The sequence below is a fragment of the Thalassotalea sediminis genome (genome assembly GCF_030295915.1).
In the GTDB taxonomy this organism is placed as follows: domain Bacteria; phylum Pseudomonadota; class Gammaproteobacteria; order Enterobacterales; family Alteromonadaceae; genus Thalassotalea_C; species Thalassotalea_C sediminis.
On sequence record NZ_AP027361.1, the window covers coordinates 3379876 to 3395527 of the forward strand.

The 15652-nt window shown below is 38.8% G+C and carries 15 protein-coding genes; 8 read left to right on the top strand and 7 right to left on the bottom strand.

All coding sequences use genetic code 11. The annotated features are described in order from the left end of the window. Window positions 1–8 precede the first annotated feature (8 nt). Window positions 9–1910, bottom strand: coding sequence for a beta-ketoacyl synthase (locus tag QUE09_RS15385; protein WP_286233751.1), 1902 nt, complete (start codon window positions 1908–1910; stop codon window positions 9–11). Between the two features lie 106 nt (window positions 1911–2016). Here QUE09_RS15385 and QUE09_RS15390 point away from each other — a divergent pair, with 106 nt between their 5' ends. Beyond that, window positions 2017–3033, top strand: a complete 1017-nt coding sequence (locus tag QUE09_RS15390; protein WP_286233752.1) for a GlxA family transcriptional regulator — start codon at window positions 2017–2019, stop codon at window positions 3031–3033. Window positions 3034–3107: 74 nt separating this feature from the next. Further along, window positions 3108–3740, top strand: coding sequence for a dUTP diphosphatase (locus QUE09_RS15395; RefSeq protein ID WP_286233753.1), 633 nt, complete (start codon window positions 3108–3110; stop codon window positions 3738–3740). A gap of 56 nt (window positions 3741–3796) precedes the next feature. On the opposite strand, the gene QUE09_RS15400 is transcribed toward QUE09_RS15395, so the two are convergent. Continuing rightward, window positions 3797–5896 (bottom strand): two-component system response regulator, encoded by a 2100-nt coding sequence (locus QUE09_RS15400; protein WP_286233754.1) that lies wholly within the window; start codon window positions 5894–5896, stop codon window positions 3797–3799. Between the two features lie 149 nt (window positions 5897–6045). Between QUE09_RS15400 and QUE09_RS15405 the strand changes: the two genes are divergently transcribed. The 6 genes from QUE09_RS15405 (at window position 6046) to QUE09_RS15430 (ending at window position 13163) form a co-directional block, all read left to right on the top strand. Next, a complete protein-coding gene (locus QUE09_RS15405; RefSeq protein ID WP_286233755.1) occupies window positions 6046–9528 on the top strand; it encodes an ATP-binding protein in 3483 nt (1160 codons plus the stop codon). A gap of 115 nt (window positions 9529–9643) precedes the next feature. Then, on the top strand, window positions 9644–10303 hold the full coding sequence (locus QUE09_RS15410) for a DUF2726 domain-containing protein (protein ID WP_286233756.1): 660 nt from the start codon (window positions 9644–9646) through the stop codon (window positions 10301–10303). A 117-nt stretch (window positions 10304–10420) separates the two neighbouring features. Next, window positions 10421–11131, top strand: a complete 711-nt coding sequence (gene mtnN, locus QUE09_RS15415) for a 5'-methylthioadenosine/S-adenosylhomocysteine nucleosidase (RefSeq protein WP_286233757.1) — start codon at window positions 10421–10423, stop codon at window positions 11129–11131. A gap of 8 nt (window positions 11132–11139) precedes the next feature. After that, window positions 11140–12105: a cobalamin biosynthesis protein CobD/CbiB gene (locus QUE09_RS15420; RefSeq protein ID WP_286233759.1), complete on the top strand. Its 966-nt coding sequence runs from the start codon at window positions 11140–11142 to the stop codon at window positions 12103–12105. A gap of 9 nt (window positions 12106–12114) precedes the next feature. Next, window positions 12115–12519 carry a rhodanese-like domain-containing protein gene (locus QUE09_RS15425; RefSeq protein ID WP_286233760.1) on the top strand — a complete coding sequence of 135 codons (405 nt, stop codon included), beginning with the start codon at window positions 12115–12117 and terminating at the stop codon, window positions 12517–12519. Window positions 12520–12530: 11 nt separating this feature from the next. Further along, the gene (locus QUE09_RS15430; RefSeq protein WP_286233761.1) at window positions 12531–13163 is read left to right on the top strand and encodes a trimeric intracellular cation channel family protein; all 633 of its coding nucleotides are present in this window, start codon (window positions 12531–12533) and stop codon (window positions 13161–13163) included. On the opposite strand, the gene QUE09_RS15435 is transcribed toward QUE09_RS15430, so the two are convergent. The 5 genes from QUE09_RS15435 to QUE09_RS15455 form a co-directional block, all read right to left on the bottom strand. Then, complete coding sequence (locus tag QUE09_RS15435) at window positions 13160–13750, bottom strand: outer membrane beta-barrel protein (RefSeq protein WP_286233762.1); 591 nt, start codon at window positions 13748–13750, stop codon at window positions 13160–13162. The two genes, QUE09_RS15430 and QUE09_RS15435, sit on opposite strands and share 4 nt — an antisense overlap. A 131-nt stretch (window positions 13751–13881) precedes the next feature. Then, the gene (locus QUE09_RS15440) at window positions 13882–14205 is read right to left on the bottom strand and encodes a ribonuclease E inhibitor RraB (protein ID WP_286233763.1); all 324 of its coding nucleotides are present in this window, start codon (window positions 14203–14205) and stop codon (window positions 13882–13884) included. A 109-nt stretch (window positions 14206–14314) separates the two neighbouring features. Further along, window positions 14315–14740, bottom strand: a complete 426-nt coding sequence (locus QUE09_RS15445) for a hypothetical protein (RefSeq protein WP_286233765.1) — start codon at window positions 14738–14740, stop codon at window positions 14315–14317. Window positions 14741–14751: 11 nt separating this feature from the next. After that, window positions 14752–15291 carry a DUF4136 domain-containing protein gene (locus tag QUE09_RS15450; RefSeq protein ID WP_286233767.1) on the bottom strand — a complete coding sequence of 180 codons (540 nt, stop codon included), beginning with the start codon at window positions 15289–15291 and terminating at the stop codon, window positions 14752–14754. Between the two features lie 63 nt (window positions 15292–15354). Next, window positions 15355–15606, bottom strand: coding sequence for a hypothetical protein (locus QUE09_RS15455; RefSeq protein WP_286233769.1), 252 nt, complete (start codon window positions 15604–15606; stop codon window positions 15355–15357). Between the last annotated feature and the right edge of the window lie 46 nt (window positions 15607–15652).

Consider the following 15652-nt stretch of genomic DNA (forward strand, 5'->3'; position numbering starts at 1 on the left):
TTAACTATTCATGTCATATCACTAAATGGATTTTTCGATGGTAACGTAATTTTTTGCGCAAGACCTGACATCGATATTTCACTGTCGGATAACACAATATCTTCATCAGTCAACACACCGTCACCAAATTTATAAATTAACTCGAACTGACCTTTATCAGCTTTATCTTTATAAGCCTCGCGCGCTTTACTTACATTTACGCTTTTATCTTGGAAGCACTCCATTGCTTGCTCACCATATCTTTTCGCCATCATAGACAAAGTAACTTTCGGTGAAAGTAGCGTCGCTGTGGCATTATTACCGCCAAAACCTTTAGAATTAATGAAGGCAACATCCATTTCTTGGCACTGCCAATGATCCGTTGCAATGTTTAAACGTTCTGCGTGCACATCGTCTGCAACAGCATTAATCGTGGTAATACCTGGCATGATGTTATATTCAAACACTCCTAATGCCCACGCAACCTGATCACCACTTGCTGGCCCAATAGTGTGGCCTAAATAGGCTTTAGGTGCGGCTACAGGCCAATCGTTAATATCAAATGATTCCGCTACACGGTGGTAAATCAAAGATTCAGTAACACGATTTTGTGGTGTACTTGAACCATGGGCTAAAATAAAGCTTCGTTTCTGAATAGCCTCTTCACCAACTATGTTTTTTGCCAACGCTACAGATTTAGCCATAGTAATATAATTACCTGGGCCCGGTGCTGTAATGGATTTTTTAATACCATCGGCATTGGTATAAACATCAGCAACAGCCCCAAGTACCTTAGTACCTAACTCAAGCGCGAGTGCATCATCCATGATAACTAAAAACTGAGCTGCTTCACCAATGGTAAAACCACAATTTTCACCGAAAGGTCTACTTGTTTTGCGGTGATCAGCACTACCTTCAGTAATACCATCAAGCTTCTTAAGCCCTTCCTCATTCGCTAGCGCGCTCATGTTGCCGAAGCCTTCAATAACTTCCGGTGTCAGCGCGCAATCGTTACTACCTACAATTGCTAAACGAATTCGACCAGATTGAATATCATTTACTGCCGCTTTTAAATTATATAAAAATGTTGCACACGCACCTGTAGAGGTAAAGGTAGTACCTACGCTACCCGTTACATAGGCATTGATAAAATCGGTAGACATGGTGTTTAAACCAAGCGCCAAGTTCTTCGTGGTGACTCGATCGCCTTTTAAACGGTTTTGCATCATACCACCAAAGCCTTCGCTTTGCGTTTGACCAAAAACAGAAGCAGAATAGGTGCCTATTTCATCCGGACTAACGTGCTTCGCCAATTCAGGCCAGCTGTAGCCAGTTGAATGTATTGCATCCGCAGCGCCAAAAATTGTCGCTTGCAAACCTCTTGGTTGATAACGACTATTATAAAGTACCGCTGGATTAAACCCGGTAGGAAATTGCCCTGCTGCTTTTATTGGGTTATCTCTAGTAGAGTCATGTTTAACCTCTAGCGTCCCTTCAATAACAACATTTACCTGTTTTTCATCAATATCAGTTACTCGCCATGTACTTGGCAATGGCGTGGGTAAGTCGCGCTTTCTCGCATTAAAAGTCAGCCCTTTATCCGTCGCTTGTAATGCGATTTTTTGATGCCAAGGCGTAGCATCAGGGTTAAAATGATCTGATTCAATTTTGCGAATTAAAGTACCTGCTAATATTTGTTCTGCGTAACGTGATTCAATGTCAGATGCAGCGATCACATCACCCTGTTCATCAACAAAGTTACCTTCTTTAAAAGAGACTAAATTCATTAGCGTAGCCAAACCTATAAAAGTTTCTTGGCGTGCCTCTTGATTCAGTTTATCCAAAATAATACGGCGAAAGCCTTGATGAAATGAAGTACGACCTGCAGCATTTATGCCGCCCATACCAACAATGACTGGTAATGCTGTCATTTAAAGCCTCTAGTAAATACACGTAATAGGTTAATACAGTTAGTGTAAAAAGAATTTATTAATTTTAATTGTTATATCACGCCATTTTTTATGTCAAAATAGCCAAATGAATAGAAATATCCGACAACAACGAAAAAAAGTACGCGTCGCCTTGATCCTTTATGATCATATGTTGGCAACGAGCGTTAGCTTACCCGTAGAAATGTTGCGTGCAGGAGAAGCGGCGGGCTTGCAGCAAAATAAAGAGGCGCCACGATTAATCATAGAAATGGTCGCAGAACATCAAAAACCGGTAACAACACGCGCATTAATTAAGCTTGTGCCTGATGTAGCCGTAGCCAAAGCTAGGCAGCCAGACTTTGCTTTTATTCCAAGTTTGTGGCGAAATCCTAGACCTCTGTTAAAACGACTCCCCAATTTGATCACATGGCTTAACGATATTTGGCAACAAGGTAGTACCGTTATTGGTGGGGGAACAGGTGTTTGTTTTATGGCTGAAGCAGGTTTACTAAACAACAGACCAGCAACGACCCATTGGCATTATGTTGAACAATTCAAACGCGACTACCCGCAAGTCCATTTAAAGCCAGACTTTTTCATTACCCAATCTGACCGTATATACTGTGCCGCAAGCTTAAATGCGCTAGCAGATATTATTGTCCATATTATTGCGCAAGTTTATGGCAAAGTTGCGGCACAAACTGTAGAACGAAACTTTTCTCATGAAATTAGAAAGCCTTATGAGGAACAACGTTACCTTGAAGGCGCCGCTGACCGCCATAGTGATGAGCTTATCAGTCAAATTCAATTTTGGATGCAAACGAACATAAGTTCGGATGCTTCACTAGCAACAATTGCCGAACAGTTTGAAATCAGTGTAAGATCGTTAACAAGGCGATTTAAACAAGCAAACGGCATTAGTGCATATAAATATTGGCAGCAATTGAAGTTAGAAGTTGCTAAAGATCTATTAACGTCGAGCAATTTATCAATACAGGAAGTTGCCTTTCAAGTCGGTTTTCAAGATCAAAGTCACTTTACGCGCTTATTCAAAAAAAATATGGCAAGTACACCTAAAGACTACCGCGTTATTGCCAAGAAAAAGTTGTTTAGTACACATTAACGAATCTTTTCTTGCCCGCATTTATTTGCTGCGGCAAACTATACCCCCATTATGGATTATTAATTGGAAAACAAATGACTCAACACAGTATTGCCCACTCTCAAATTCAGCAAATGCTTACATTGCAAGATGCAATGAACACCCGGGTTAGTGACACTTGGCGCGAAAATGAATATGAATGGTACAGAGCTATTTGGGTTGAATGTGCAGAAATGTTGGATCACCATGGCTGGAAATGGTGGAAACATCAAGAAATTGATGTGGCACAAGTACAACTCGAACTTGTAGATATATTCCACTTTGGTTTGAGTTTACGCCTGATGACGGGTTCTTCAGTGGCACAAATCACCGATGAATTAGTTGAGCAATTAGCACAAAAAACATCTGAAAGAGACTTTAAAATTGCACTTGAAAGCCTCGCGTCTTCTGCGGTTACAGATAAAGCTTTCAATGCCGTAGCTTTTGCTGACTGTATGCACTTAATGCAGATGGACCTTGACGAATTGTTCCGTCAATATGTCGGCAAAAATACCCTAAATTTCTTCAGGCAGGATCATGGTTACAAAGATGGAAGTTACGTCAAAGTTTGGCAAGGCGAAGAAGACAATGAAGTATTAGCGCGTGTGGTAAATACGCTTGATGCCGGTGCACAAGATTTCCAACAGCAATTATATCAGGCATTAGAAAGCCACTACCCAACAAACTAACAGTATTGAATAAGCAAATATTTAACATAGCGCGTTAACACTTAGTTGTTGTTAAATCAGTGTTTATCGCGCTCAAACATAAAAGATTCAACTTGGTCTAATGGCAGAGGGCGACTAAAGTAATACCCCTGCCCTAACTGGCAATTCATCGCTTTTAATGTATCTAGCTGCTCTTGTGTTTCAATACCTTCACATACCAATGTTAATGCTAATGAACTAGCTAAGGTCACAATAGCACTGACAATACTATATGCAGTGTTGTCACTATTAATACTGTCTACAAACGACTTATCAATTTTTAAGACATCTAATTTAAAATATTTTAAGTATGACAAACTTGAATAACCTGTACCAAAGTCATCAAGCGCAACGCTGACACCAATCGCTTTTAATTGATTAATTGTTTCAATGGCCTGTTCAAAATTATCGATCAGTGCTGATTCAGTGATTTCAAGCTCGAGTAAATTAGCCGGCAGCGCATATTTTTTCAGTAAAGATTCAATTGATTGGCAGAATGAAGACTGATTAAACTGTTGCGCTGCAATATTTACAGCGATAGAGGTTGGATTTCCTTGAATATGCCACTGTTTAGCAACACGACAACTAATCTCTAAGACTTGTTTACCAAGTGCGAGAATAAGGCCCGTTTCTTCCGCAATGGGTATAAACAAATCTGGTGCCAGCATTTGGCCATTGCTCTTTTCAATGCGAACAAGTGCTTCAACCCCGCAAACATCACCACTTTTGAGCGAAAATTTTGGTTGATAATGCAAAATTAACGCTTGCCTATTTAGCACATCTCGTAATTCACGTTCAATCGCAACTCTATCTTGTAATTCGTCGCTAAGCTCTTCGGAAAAATACCAATAACAATTCTTACCGTGTTTCTTTGCTTTATACATCGCAGTGTCAGCATGACGAATTAATTCTTCAACACTATAAGCATCTTGTGGGTATATGCTAATGCCGATGCTTACCGTAACGTTTATTTCACTCTCTTTAATGGTGAAAGGCTCTTTGATCGTACTGAGAATCTTGTTAGCAATATAGTTTATTGTTGAATAAGACTTAACTGCGCCAAGCATAAAAACAAACTCGTCTCCTCCAAGTCGAGACACAGTCACGTTATTACCCGCAATCATTTGTAACTGCTTCGCAATATGATTAATAATTTCATCGCCTGCTTGATGGCCTAAGGTATCATTTACGTACATAAAGTTATCTACATCAATTACAAGTGTAGCGACTTGCTCATTATCAGCTTTCGCTTTACTAATGGCTTGTATCATTCGATCGTGCAGCAATAATCGATTTGGCAGCCCGGTAAGTTGATCATGCTGCGTTATGTGCGTCATTCTAGTGACCATTTCAACCGTTTCGCTGACATCTTGAAAAACAATTACACCGCCTATTAATTCACCATGTTCAGTAATAATTGGTGACGCACTATCTTCAACACGGTAAGTAAAGCCTTCTTTACTGATTAATTGCGTATTAAGTGCCATAGCAACCGCTCTTTCTTCATGAATAGCGTGTTCAATAGGATTGAGTAAAGAAGCGCCCGTCGTTGCGTCAGTTAATGTCATTACCTTACTAATATGTTCACCTAAGGCTTGTTGCTGATCCCAGTCAGTAATTCTTTGCGCAGCCGGGTTCATAAAAGTAATAAACCCATGTTCATCCGTGGCAATAACAGAATCATTAATCGAGCGTAAAATAATCCTTAAATGTTCTCTCTCTTTTGCCAAGGCAGCATGCGACTGCTTAAGTAGTTGTGTCTGACGCGTTATGTGCAGTTGATTATTAATTCTTAATTGGCAAATAGGTATATTTAGTGGTTTGCTAATAAAATCAACAGCCCCTAACTGCAACGCGCGTTGTTCGTAATCAAACTCATCATGCGAGGTAATAAAAATAAAGTTCGTAGATTGTTCGGCACTAATTGCTTTTAACTTTTCGCACAGCTCAAAACCATCCATTTCAGGCATATCAATATCAAGTAAAACAAGGGTTGGTAGGTACTTCTCAAACAAAGGAATAGCATTGAAAGGCGATGTTGTTGTAATTAAATGGCAAGTTTGTTTCAGTGCTTTTTCGAGTATCAACAGATTTGATCTTTCATCGTCAACGGCCAGTACGTATTTGGTAATATCCATATCGTCCATGTCCTTTTTATTAACTTGCGCTATTCCTTAAAAATAGACTATATAATAAGAACATGCCTATAATACTTGAAATTTCTGAGCCACATACAGCCAGCAATTGCTTATGTGATACGAATCAATGCGTAAAGTGAATTACTGTAATGAAAAAGGACAAAAAGTTATACCTTAGCTTCGCTTTACTGCTTGGTTTAACGTTGGTAGCTATTGCAATTATCTATACAACTACCACTGACGTGGAACAGAAGCTCACGCAAGAACTCATACAAACTCACAACAATATAGAGCAAGAACTGGTTTCAGAAATTATCGCCATTCGTAGCGAAGTATCTTTCCTAAATTACACGCCACCAACAAAAGGATTGGCCAGAGCAGCCTTAAACAACAATATTGACCCTACAGATGGTACAACCACAGCGCTTTGGCGTAACCGCTTAGAAAAAATATTTAAGGGTTTTTTACAAAATTACGCTGAATATGAACAACTACGTATTATCTTAAAAAATGGAGAAGAATATTTAAAAGTAGTGCGTCAAAACGGCGCTATTAAGTCAATCACGGGATATCAATTACAAAATAAAAATAACAGAAATTATGTGCAAGAGGCGCTAACCTTACCTGAAAACGCAGTGGCGTTATCACGCATTACCCTAAATAAAGAAAATAATAAAATTGAGTTTCCCTATGTACCCACATTACGGCTTTCAACACCAATCTATAATGAACGAGGCGATATCTATGGCGTTCTTACTGCTAACATTAATGTAGCGCACATACTCGAATCCCTAAAAGGTTTACTAAACGCTGAACAACAACTCATCATTGCTGATGATGAAGGTTTTTATATCTGGCATCCAGACACACTTTTACATTATTCTCGAGATTTAGCACCGGTACATACCTTATTCTCTGACTATGATATAACCCCAGAAAAACAGGCCATTTTTCAATTTAAGTCTACGCGTGATGATCAAACTTTTAAAAGTATCTATAAGAGCATTCAAGTAGGTACTGATGGCAGCGGCAATACCATTCAAGTTGCGCTTAATCTGCCGCAAACGTATATCAATGAACAAGCGACCAGAGCAATTACAGCAAGCGTTGTAATTCTGATCACGTTGGTGAGTGTGTTCTCTATCTTGTTATTTTATTTCTATAATCTATCAAACAAAGCTCAGCAATTAGCAAAAATATCAGAATCATCTAAGCGCATCATTAACGCTACAGATGAAGCGGTTCTACTACTCGACGAAAACATGACCATTATTAATTGCAACAAGGCCGCTGAATTACTTGTTAATTTACCGTTATCTACATTAATTGATAAGTCAGTGAACATCGTATTACATGACCGTTTAAACATAAATATATTGCCGTTATGGGAAAAAAAGCAGCGTTCAAAAGATATCGTGTCAATGCTGTTTAATACCACCCAAAATAAAAAGGCGTTATACCTCAATGCAAAAATTATCATGCTTGATACTGAGCAATTACACCATGATAAACAACAGTTTGCTTTGTTGATAACAGACACAACCGCAGAAAACGAGGCATTTAATCTCATTGAGACACAAAAAAGTAACCTCGAAGAAAAAGTTGCTAGCCGCACGCAAGAGCTGAAACTTGCTCATGACAAGGCGTTAAAAGCAAGCGAAATTAAAAGCCAATTTATTTCAACAATTAGCCATGAAATGCGCACCCCACTCAATGGAATTGTTGGCGCTATTCAACTACTCAAACGAGATAATTCCATCAATAGTGACAATGATTACCTTAACATGGCGGAAAGTAGTGTTGAGTCACTTAACGTTTTAGTTAATGACGTACTCGATATCTCAAAAATTGAAGCCGGTAAACTCGACTTAAACATACAGTGGCACCAAGTACATGACACACTTGAGTCACTCATCTCTACATTAAACGTGGTTGTGCGCCAAAAAGACCTCGTGTTTTATGTTGATACCAGTGCGCTAAAAATAACCCAAGCAAAATTTGACTCCTTTAGATTAAGACAAATTATTACCAATTTGGTGAACAACGCCGTCAAATTTACCCAAGAGGGTTACATTAAACTTAGTACGGCATCAGAAATGATAGATCAACAAGCGCGACTACTACTCAAAGTTGAAGATACTGGTATTGGTATTTCTGACAATGATCTTGCACATTTATTTCAAGAATTTTCACAAGCAAACTCAGCCATAGCCGAACAATACGGAGGCACAGGCCTAGGGTTAACCATCTGCAAGCAATTAGCTAACTTAATGAATGGTGATATTAGCGTAACGTCAAAACTTGGTGTTGGCAGTACTTTTACGGTAAGTTTATTATTAAGCGAGTTTGAGCGTGCACCGGCAGCAGATGCACAAAGGTTAAACGATTTTAATTTCGGCATACTTATTGACGACGCTATTGAACGTACTATCTTAAAAAACTTAATTAGCTGTTATGGAGGCCAGGTTAATTCATTTAATAATAGCGACATAAACACACTGCCTTCAGATGTAAACCACTTAATTAGCGATGCTAAATTAGTTGAGAATAAAGATACTGTCGACACAATTAATCAGTTACTCAACAGCGGAAAATTAAAACAATGGCTAGTGATAGACAATGAACAAATTGACTTAACAACCGTTGAATCCCCCATTATCTCACTAGAGACCCCTGTTTTACGGTCAGATTTTTTAGACTCTGTTACGCATGCACGAAGTACCACTCCCAACCAGAGCAACCATAAACGTAGGAAATATGATAACTCAGAAACCCTGCAACAAGACTTACTTTTCACGGAACAGTGCCACGCCCTTGTTGTTGATGATAACCGGATAAATAGAAAAGTTGCTCAGCATATGCTTGAAGGCATGGGGTTATCAGTATCTACCGCGGTAAATGGCCAAGATGCTATTACCAAACTTAAACAGAATAATGACAGTGATGAGGTTTCATTTTCCATCATCTTTATGGACTGTAATATGCCGAAGCTTAATGGGTATGATACTACTGCCGCCATAAGAGATGGTAAAGCTGGCGATTGTTTTAAGAGTATTCCTATCATAGCCATGACAGCAAATGCAATGAAAGGTGAAAAAGAAAAGTGTCAAACCTATGGCATGAACGATTACATTACTAAGCCTGTAGACAATGAAATTCTGATCGAAAAAACCTATCATCTGTTAAAAAAACAAGTAAAAAAAGGCACTAATACGCATAGAACTGAAACTACGCATAGAACTGAGACCGTAGAAAAGTCTGAAATGCATAAAGCAAGCGTTAACGATATTAACTGGCAGCCCTCAATAGCCTTACAACGGTTAGGAAACGATCAAACATTATTATCCGAATTGGTTCAGATGTTTTTAGTCGACTATCAATCAAAACATGATCTTCTAATGAGCGGCTACGCAGAGTTAGACCTTGAAAAAATCAGGAAAGCGGCTCATGCTTTTAGAGGACAAGCGGCCGATTTAGCGTTAACTGAATTAACAGCACTACTGAAAGCTATCGAACGCGCAGCAAAGCAAGAAGATCTAAGTAATGTGATAGCATTAAAACATTCACTCGATAGCGTAATTTCTCATAGCGTACTAACACTTAAAAGCTATCAGCAACAATCGCCTTGTTAAACGGCATCGTTCGATAATCACTTAATCATATTTAATCACTTTTAATTCATGGCATAAAAAATGCTTTATCGATTACAAAGAAATCCGTCAATTTTTTGTAACTTTGGAGCCTACTATGGAACTCATTTTATTTGCTATGATCAGCTTGATCATTATTGTTGCTTTGTTAGCAAATCGTTTAAATGATAATAGCTTTCCATTTCCTTTTGATAGAAAAGCCACGGTATTTACATCGGCAGAAAAGAACTTTCATCACTTGCTAGAGCAGGCAGTAGGCAATGACTATCGTGTCATTAATCGCGTCAAACTTTCTGATATTGTCACAGTAAGAGGTGGTGTTTCTGAGCGCGCAAGTCAAACAGCTAGAAATAAAGCCGATAATAAATATTTAGATTTTGCTATTTGCGAACGAAATAGTATGAAATTACTTGGCACGATTGATTTAGTAGATACGCAAGGTAAAGGATACAAAATTAAAAAAGATTGGTTTGTTAGTGGCGCACTAGAGGCGGCTTCTATCCCACACTTACGTATTAAAGTAAAAGCGACTTATTCAGTAGAAGAATTAAGAAGTTGCATTCAAACACGATTATTTGCTAATAAAATGCCAGAGCCAAAAATGAAGGGGCGCGTAATTCCGGCACCAATGGTAAAAGCACGTACCAAACCTTCTCAACCGACAACTGGCGTTATCACATCAAACGCAGCTATCGCCGCAAATCGGATGAACAACGAAAAGTTACCGGCACCAAACATGGCAGCACTTCCTCATTAGTTAAAAATCTACAAAAAAATGAGCAGGCGAGCATATTATTTGCTCGCTTTCGTCTCTATAAAAACAACCACTTATGCAGTATACTTTTACCAATAATATAAGTTTATAGGCAAACACATGACGGTAGGTATTATTGGCGCAATGGAGCCAGAAGTTGCGATTCTAAAAAGTAAATTAGTTGATGCAAAGACAATCACAGTAGCTGGGTATTCATTTTATCATGGCACGTTAAACAACACCGAAGTGGTCATTGTACAATCGGGGATTGGTAAAGTAGCAGCAGCGCTAGCTACAGCATTTTTAATAAAAGAATTTTCACCTAGCTATGTTGTGAATACTGGCTCCGCAGGAGGATTTGAACAATCACTTAAAGTTGGCGATATCGTCATCAGTAGTGAAGTGCGCTATCACGATGTTGATGTTACTGCGTTTGGTTATGAAATTGGTCAATTACCTGCCAACCCTGCAGCTTATATTCCTCACCCACGTTTAGTAGAAGCAGCAAAGGCTGGCATTTCAAAACTCGATAATATTCAAACGTTAGTTGGTTTGATCACAACAGGTGATACTTTCATGACAAAAGATGAAGACATCGCTAAAGCACGTCTGAATTTTCCAACAATGGCCGCTGTTGAAATGGAAGGCGCAGCAATTGCACAAACCTGCCATCAACTGGATACGCCCTTTGTTATTATTCGTTCAATGTCAGATATCGCTGGAAAAGAGTCACCGACCTCCTTTGAAGCATACCTTGAAACCGCATCGGTTAATTCTTCGCAACTTGTGATGAATATGCTCGATAACTTACAAGGTGTTAATCTTAGCTAAGAAATGCAATGACAGATTTTATTGATCAGCTTACCCCTTTTACGTGGCAACTTGTTATTGTACTGCTCGTCATCATTTTAAAATCTGTTATTGATAGATTTCAAAGTTATCAATCTCGCCATTTTTTTCAATTTTACTGTCAACGCTTATCAGACAAAGTAAACAACGAAGATAATGGCAAACAACAGCAAATGATTGCTGGCGCGGTGGCGACTATCATCACCGTGCTACCCATTGCAATTATTTTATGGTTATTTGAAAATTTTATCGAAGTGCCCTTACTGTGGCACTCACTATTGCTATACTTCGCACTATCTGGCTTTGGTGCACAACGTACCGCTGAAAAACTTATAGCAGCACTGCAGAAACAAGATAAGCACGAAGCTAAATCAATCATTCAACCCAGATTATTCAGAGATGTATCTCGAATGTCACCACTGGGCTTAAATAAAGCTTGTATAGAAATGTTATGGTTGAACCATCTACACCGACAATTTACCGTCATCTTCTATTTTATCGCATTTGGGCCACTTGCCGCTTTTCTTTATCGCCTGATGCTTGAAATGCACTTCAGCTGGAATATAAAAGCAAAACAATTCCAATATTTTGGTCAATTTATTGCGCGTATTATGCAAATATTACAATGGGTACCTTGCCTACTATTAACGCTTGAATTTAAATTAACGATGATTGGCAGAAAAAATTCTAGCAGTGCACCTACATCCTATCTATTTAGCCTTAATAGCAATTACTTGTTAGCAACCGCTGCGCACATTAATAATATTCAGCTTGGTGGCGTTGCTATGTATCAAGATAACAAACTCAGACGGTTAGCCTTCAACGCTAATGGGCGCCAACCAGACACTGAAAATGTGTCTAATACCTTAAAGCAGCTAAACTTAATACAAACATTAAACATCGGTATGCTAATATGCTTGCTGATATTATTTACTTTTGTTTCGACAACAGTCTAAGGATCTCTAATGAAAAACATAATGTTACATAGTTTGCTGACACTTAGCTTATTGTTTTCCGTTCACATAAATGCCGCTGATATTAAAACAATGTCGGCACAACAACTATTATCGATTAAAAATGCACCGAAAGCGCCGCCGATAGTGGTGTTAGATGTTCGCTCTGCAGAAGAATTTGCTGATGGCCATATAGAAAACGCAATTAACATTCCTCATGATCAAATTGAAAATCGACTTAATGAACTTAGCCAATATAAAAACACTTTAGTCGTTGTGCATTGCCGTTCAGGTCGACGGGCACAGGTTGCAGAATCAATATTAAAAGCCAACGATTTCAGTAGATTGCACCACTTAAAAGGCGATTTTATCGGGTGGCAAGCAGCTCAACTTCCTGTGACCAAGCAAGACGATTAGGAGACGGTTAGTTGCTATACTGGCTTGATCTATTTGGTATCGTTGTTTTCGCTTTGTCTGGTGCACTCATGGCTGGACGCTATAAACTCGACCCTTTTGGCGTGGTAGTACTTGCAGCGGTTACCGCTATTGGTGGTGGAACAATTCGTGATGTGATTTTAGATACGCCAGTGTTCTGGGTTGAGAGCCCTATATACCTATACGTTATACTTTTAACGGCCATATTAACGATTATTTTTATCCGGCGTCCTAAACGCATCCCGAAAAGGTTTCTCCTCATATCCGATGCTTTTGGCTTAGCTTTATTTGCTGTTTTAGGTACAGAAAAGGCGCTAAGTTTAGGCAGTGACACAACAGTTGCAATTGTTATGGGGATGATCACCGGTGTAGCTGGCGGTATGATACGCGATGTTTTATGTAATGTTATCCCTTTAATATTAAGGCAGGAAATTTACGCCTTAGCCGCCATTCTTGGTGGTATATTGTTTGTATGTCTGCAAACATTGGGAGCTTCCGAAAACATTGCCCTAATCAGTGCTATAGTTGGCGCTTTATCATTAAGGTTAGCGGCAATATATTGGCAGGTATCTCTACCTGCCTTTCAAATCATCGATTTAAAGAATACTAAATCCGATATTGATTAAAACGCATAGCTTACACCCAGGTTAAGACCATTCATGTCTAAATCGCCAGCATTATGAAATTGGTAACCTGCGTTTAATCCCATCCCGTTATCCCATCTATATTCCCAACCGATCTCAGCAAATAACCCCGTACCATCTTCATCAATCGTCTTTTTACGTTTAAAATCAAATTGATAATCATAAAACTCTACACCAAGTTTACCGTAAAAAGTATTATGTTTTGATACTTGTAAATCACCGCGCACTGCGACAATGACCGAGCCATAATCAAAGTCGTCAGCAATAATTTCAAAGTCATCACTATCATCTGAATAACATTCATATACATCGTTATTATTTTTTTGGCATTCCCAGTCATCTACATCTTCTGCACCGACAATACCAACCTCTGCAGAAAAGTAGTCTGATACTTTATAATTATAATAAAGGTAAGAGAAGCCAACACCTTCACCATCGGTATCTTTTCCTTTGTGTTCAAGCCCACCGCCACCAAACTGTATACCAACAGTGTGTTGTTTTTCATGCTCAGCTAGCGCAGAAGTGCTAATTATTGCTAACATAGCTAATGAGAGAAGTGATTGTTTCATGTTGTTTTCCTGTTCATTAAACGATGGAAAACATTATGATGTGAGTACGAAAATAACGCTGTTGAACAAGTGTAGTAAAGGTGTCAGCTTTTGTAAAAAATCGCATTAAAGTGTAAAAGCATTGAATGCATTTACACTTCGATGCCCCAGCCATCGTTATAGCCTTCAAACTTAGCCGCAATTTGCTCAAATTGTGCTTCTTGAGCAACAATTGCATCGTAGTCAGGCACCATAACGACTGTACATTCAAGATCCCAAACATTAGGTGTTTCGTCTGGCAATACCTTGACTAACATGTCTGGCGCTTGTTCTTGAAGGTAAGCTGCCATCGCTTGCGCTTGCGTTTGTTTTTCAAACAAATGAAAAAAGACGACGTGGTGCCTTTTATTAAGTTCAACGCCTGCAGCCTGCATTTCGGCCAATACTTGACCGGTATCGTCATTAGGAAATGTCATAGATAATATTTTCTGTAAACAAGTAAGATTAACATCACCAGTAAGTCGATAAACTTACTGTTACATGCAAGTTAACCTAGTATACCTTGGTAATAATCGTGCGCTAGTGTTAGTTATCACTTTTAATCAGTTGACACAAATTTTGCTGACAAACAGCAACCATTCCACTTTCTGCATCTGTACATTGCTTAATGTCTGTGAAGTGTTCAACTTTAACTAATTGCGCTGCACCAATAGTATTTATTGCAACAGCACAAGTTCTATTTGCAACGTTAATTTCAGAAACAACACACTGCTTATCATTGACACATGTCAAATTATTTTTAATAACCGGAACGCTTAAAGTCGTGCTGATAGTGTTAGGCTGAATATTGTCAGTCAGCACTGTCTGTATACGTTTTTCGCTAGATAGACCCTGCTGCTCAATGTAGTCACGATGCTTTAGTTCGTTATCTTTTAGTAAGTAACCAATAGCCAGTATCAGCATTAAAAAACCAACAATAACGCCTGCAGTAATGATTATCCATTTCAACATAATCTGCGCCATTACCGTGGAATTGTACCAACCAATGTAGTAACCGCTCGCTCGACTTTTTCATGAACGTCAATACTATGATCATGATCGTTAATTTTCAGCCGACTCATGCCTCGCCACATGGTACGATTGCTGTTTACATCAATCAAATCAAGAATTAACGTACCAGGTAATGCAGCACTAAAATAAGGTTGATCTTGCGGGTGCTTTACCGGTAAACAAGGACGACAAAATTTAACACCACGATTATATAAGTTAAGCTCTGATTGCAGGTTTACAATATGATAAGTAACAATGATATCAGCACTATCAGGTGCTTTAAAAGTCCACCCTTGCCTATCGAACACCTTCTCTATTGCAATTTCTATACTATTTCTCGTCGTGTCCGACATATTTTGATATTCAGTAAAGTCAGAATTTCGATTATATAAACTATAACTAGATAAGCCTGAAAAATTAAAATTATGTGCATGTTTTGCTTGATATAGGGGCTTACCGCTGCAGCCTGCTAGCAATAACAACAAGAGTACCCAAACTAGCTTCTGATTCATCACCGAACACACTTAAAAACTTTATTACAGAGTAAAGCGCTATGCGCAAAGATCAAGTAAATATTATCTAAGTTTTATGTTGGGAGCTGTATCTATTTCACCGTCACTGCTTATCGTTGTTATTTTATCGTCAAGTAGCATGACTGCGACACTGTTTGAAGATGAATGCCGAATAAAAGCTAATTCATAGCCATATTTAACTAAGCTACTGGCTGAAAACTTTTGAGCGATGCTCAACCGAGCCCATAATCCCTCTTGGACACTATCAAAATGCCTGCGTTCAATAAGTGGATCCCTAGGTAGGCTGTCTTCCATGGCGACTCTCAGTATTAAGATACAGTTACGGTGAATACAATTGACA

What these genes read in the sequence shown, in the direction of transcription:
- QUE09_RS15440 (WP_286233763.1), bottom strand. Translation starts at nt 14,205, where the DNA reads ATGACATTTCCTAATGACGATACCGGTCAAGTATTGGCCGAAATGCAG.
- mtnN (WP_286233757.1), top strand. Translation starts at nt 10,421, where the DNA reads ATGACGGTAGGTATTATTGGCGCAATGGAGCCAGAAGTTGCGATTCTA.
- QUE09_RS15400 (WP_286233754.1), bottom strand. Translation starts at nt 5,896, where the DNA reads ATGGATATTACCAAATACGTACTGGCCGTTGACGATGAAAGATCAAAT.
- QUE09_RS15395 (WP_286233753.1), top strand. Translation starts at nt 3,108, where the DNA reads ATGACTCAACACAGTATTGCCCACTCTCAAATTCAGCAAATGCTTACA.
- QUE09_RS15385 (WP_286233751.1), bottom strand. Translation starts at nt 1,910, where the DNA reads ATGACAGCATTACCAGTCATTGTTGGTATGGGCGGCATAAATGCTGCA.
- QUE09_RS15455 (WP_286233769.1), bottom strand. Translation starts at nt 15,606, where the DNA reads ATGGAAGACAGCCTACCTAGGGATCCACTTATTGAACGCAGGCATTTT.
- QUE09_RS15420 (WP_286233759.1), top strand. Translation starts at nt 11,140, where the DNA reads ATGACAGATTTTATTGATCAGCTTACCCCTTTTACGTGGCAACTTGTT.
- QUE09_RS15410 (WP_286233756.1), top strand. Translation starts at nt 9,644, where the DNA reads ATGGAACTCATTTTATTTGCTATGATCAGCTTGATCATTATTGTTGCT.
- QUE09_RS15435 (WP_286233762.1), bottom strand. Translation starts at nt 13,750, where the DNA reads ATGAAACAATCACTTCTCTCATTAGCTATGTTAGCAATAATTAGCACT.
- QUE09_RS15405 (WP_286233755.1), top strand. Translation starts at nt 6,046, where the DNA reads ATGAAAAAGGACAAAAAGTTATACCTTAGCTTCGCTTTACTGCTTGGT.
- QUE09_RS15390 (WP_286233752.1), top strand. Translation starts at nt 2,017, where the DNA reads ATGAATAGAAATATCCGACAACAACGAAAAAAAGTACGCGTCGCCTTG.
- QUE09_RS15450 (WP_286233767.1), bottom strand. Translation starts at nt 15,291, where the DNA reads ATGAATCAGAAGCTAGTTTGGGTACTCTTGTTGTTATTGCTAGCAGGC.
- QUE09_RS15445 (WP_286233765.1), bottom strand. Translation starts at nt 14,740, where the DNA reads ATGTTGAAATGGATAATCATTACTGCAGGCGTTATTGTTGGTTTTTTA.
- QUE09_RS15425 (WP_286233760.1), top strand. Translation starts at nt 12,115, where the DNA reads ATGAAAAACATAATGTTACATAGTTTGCTGACACTTAGCTTATTGTTT.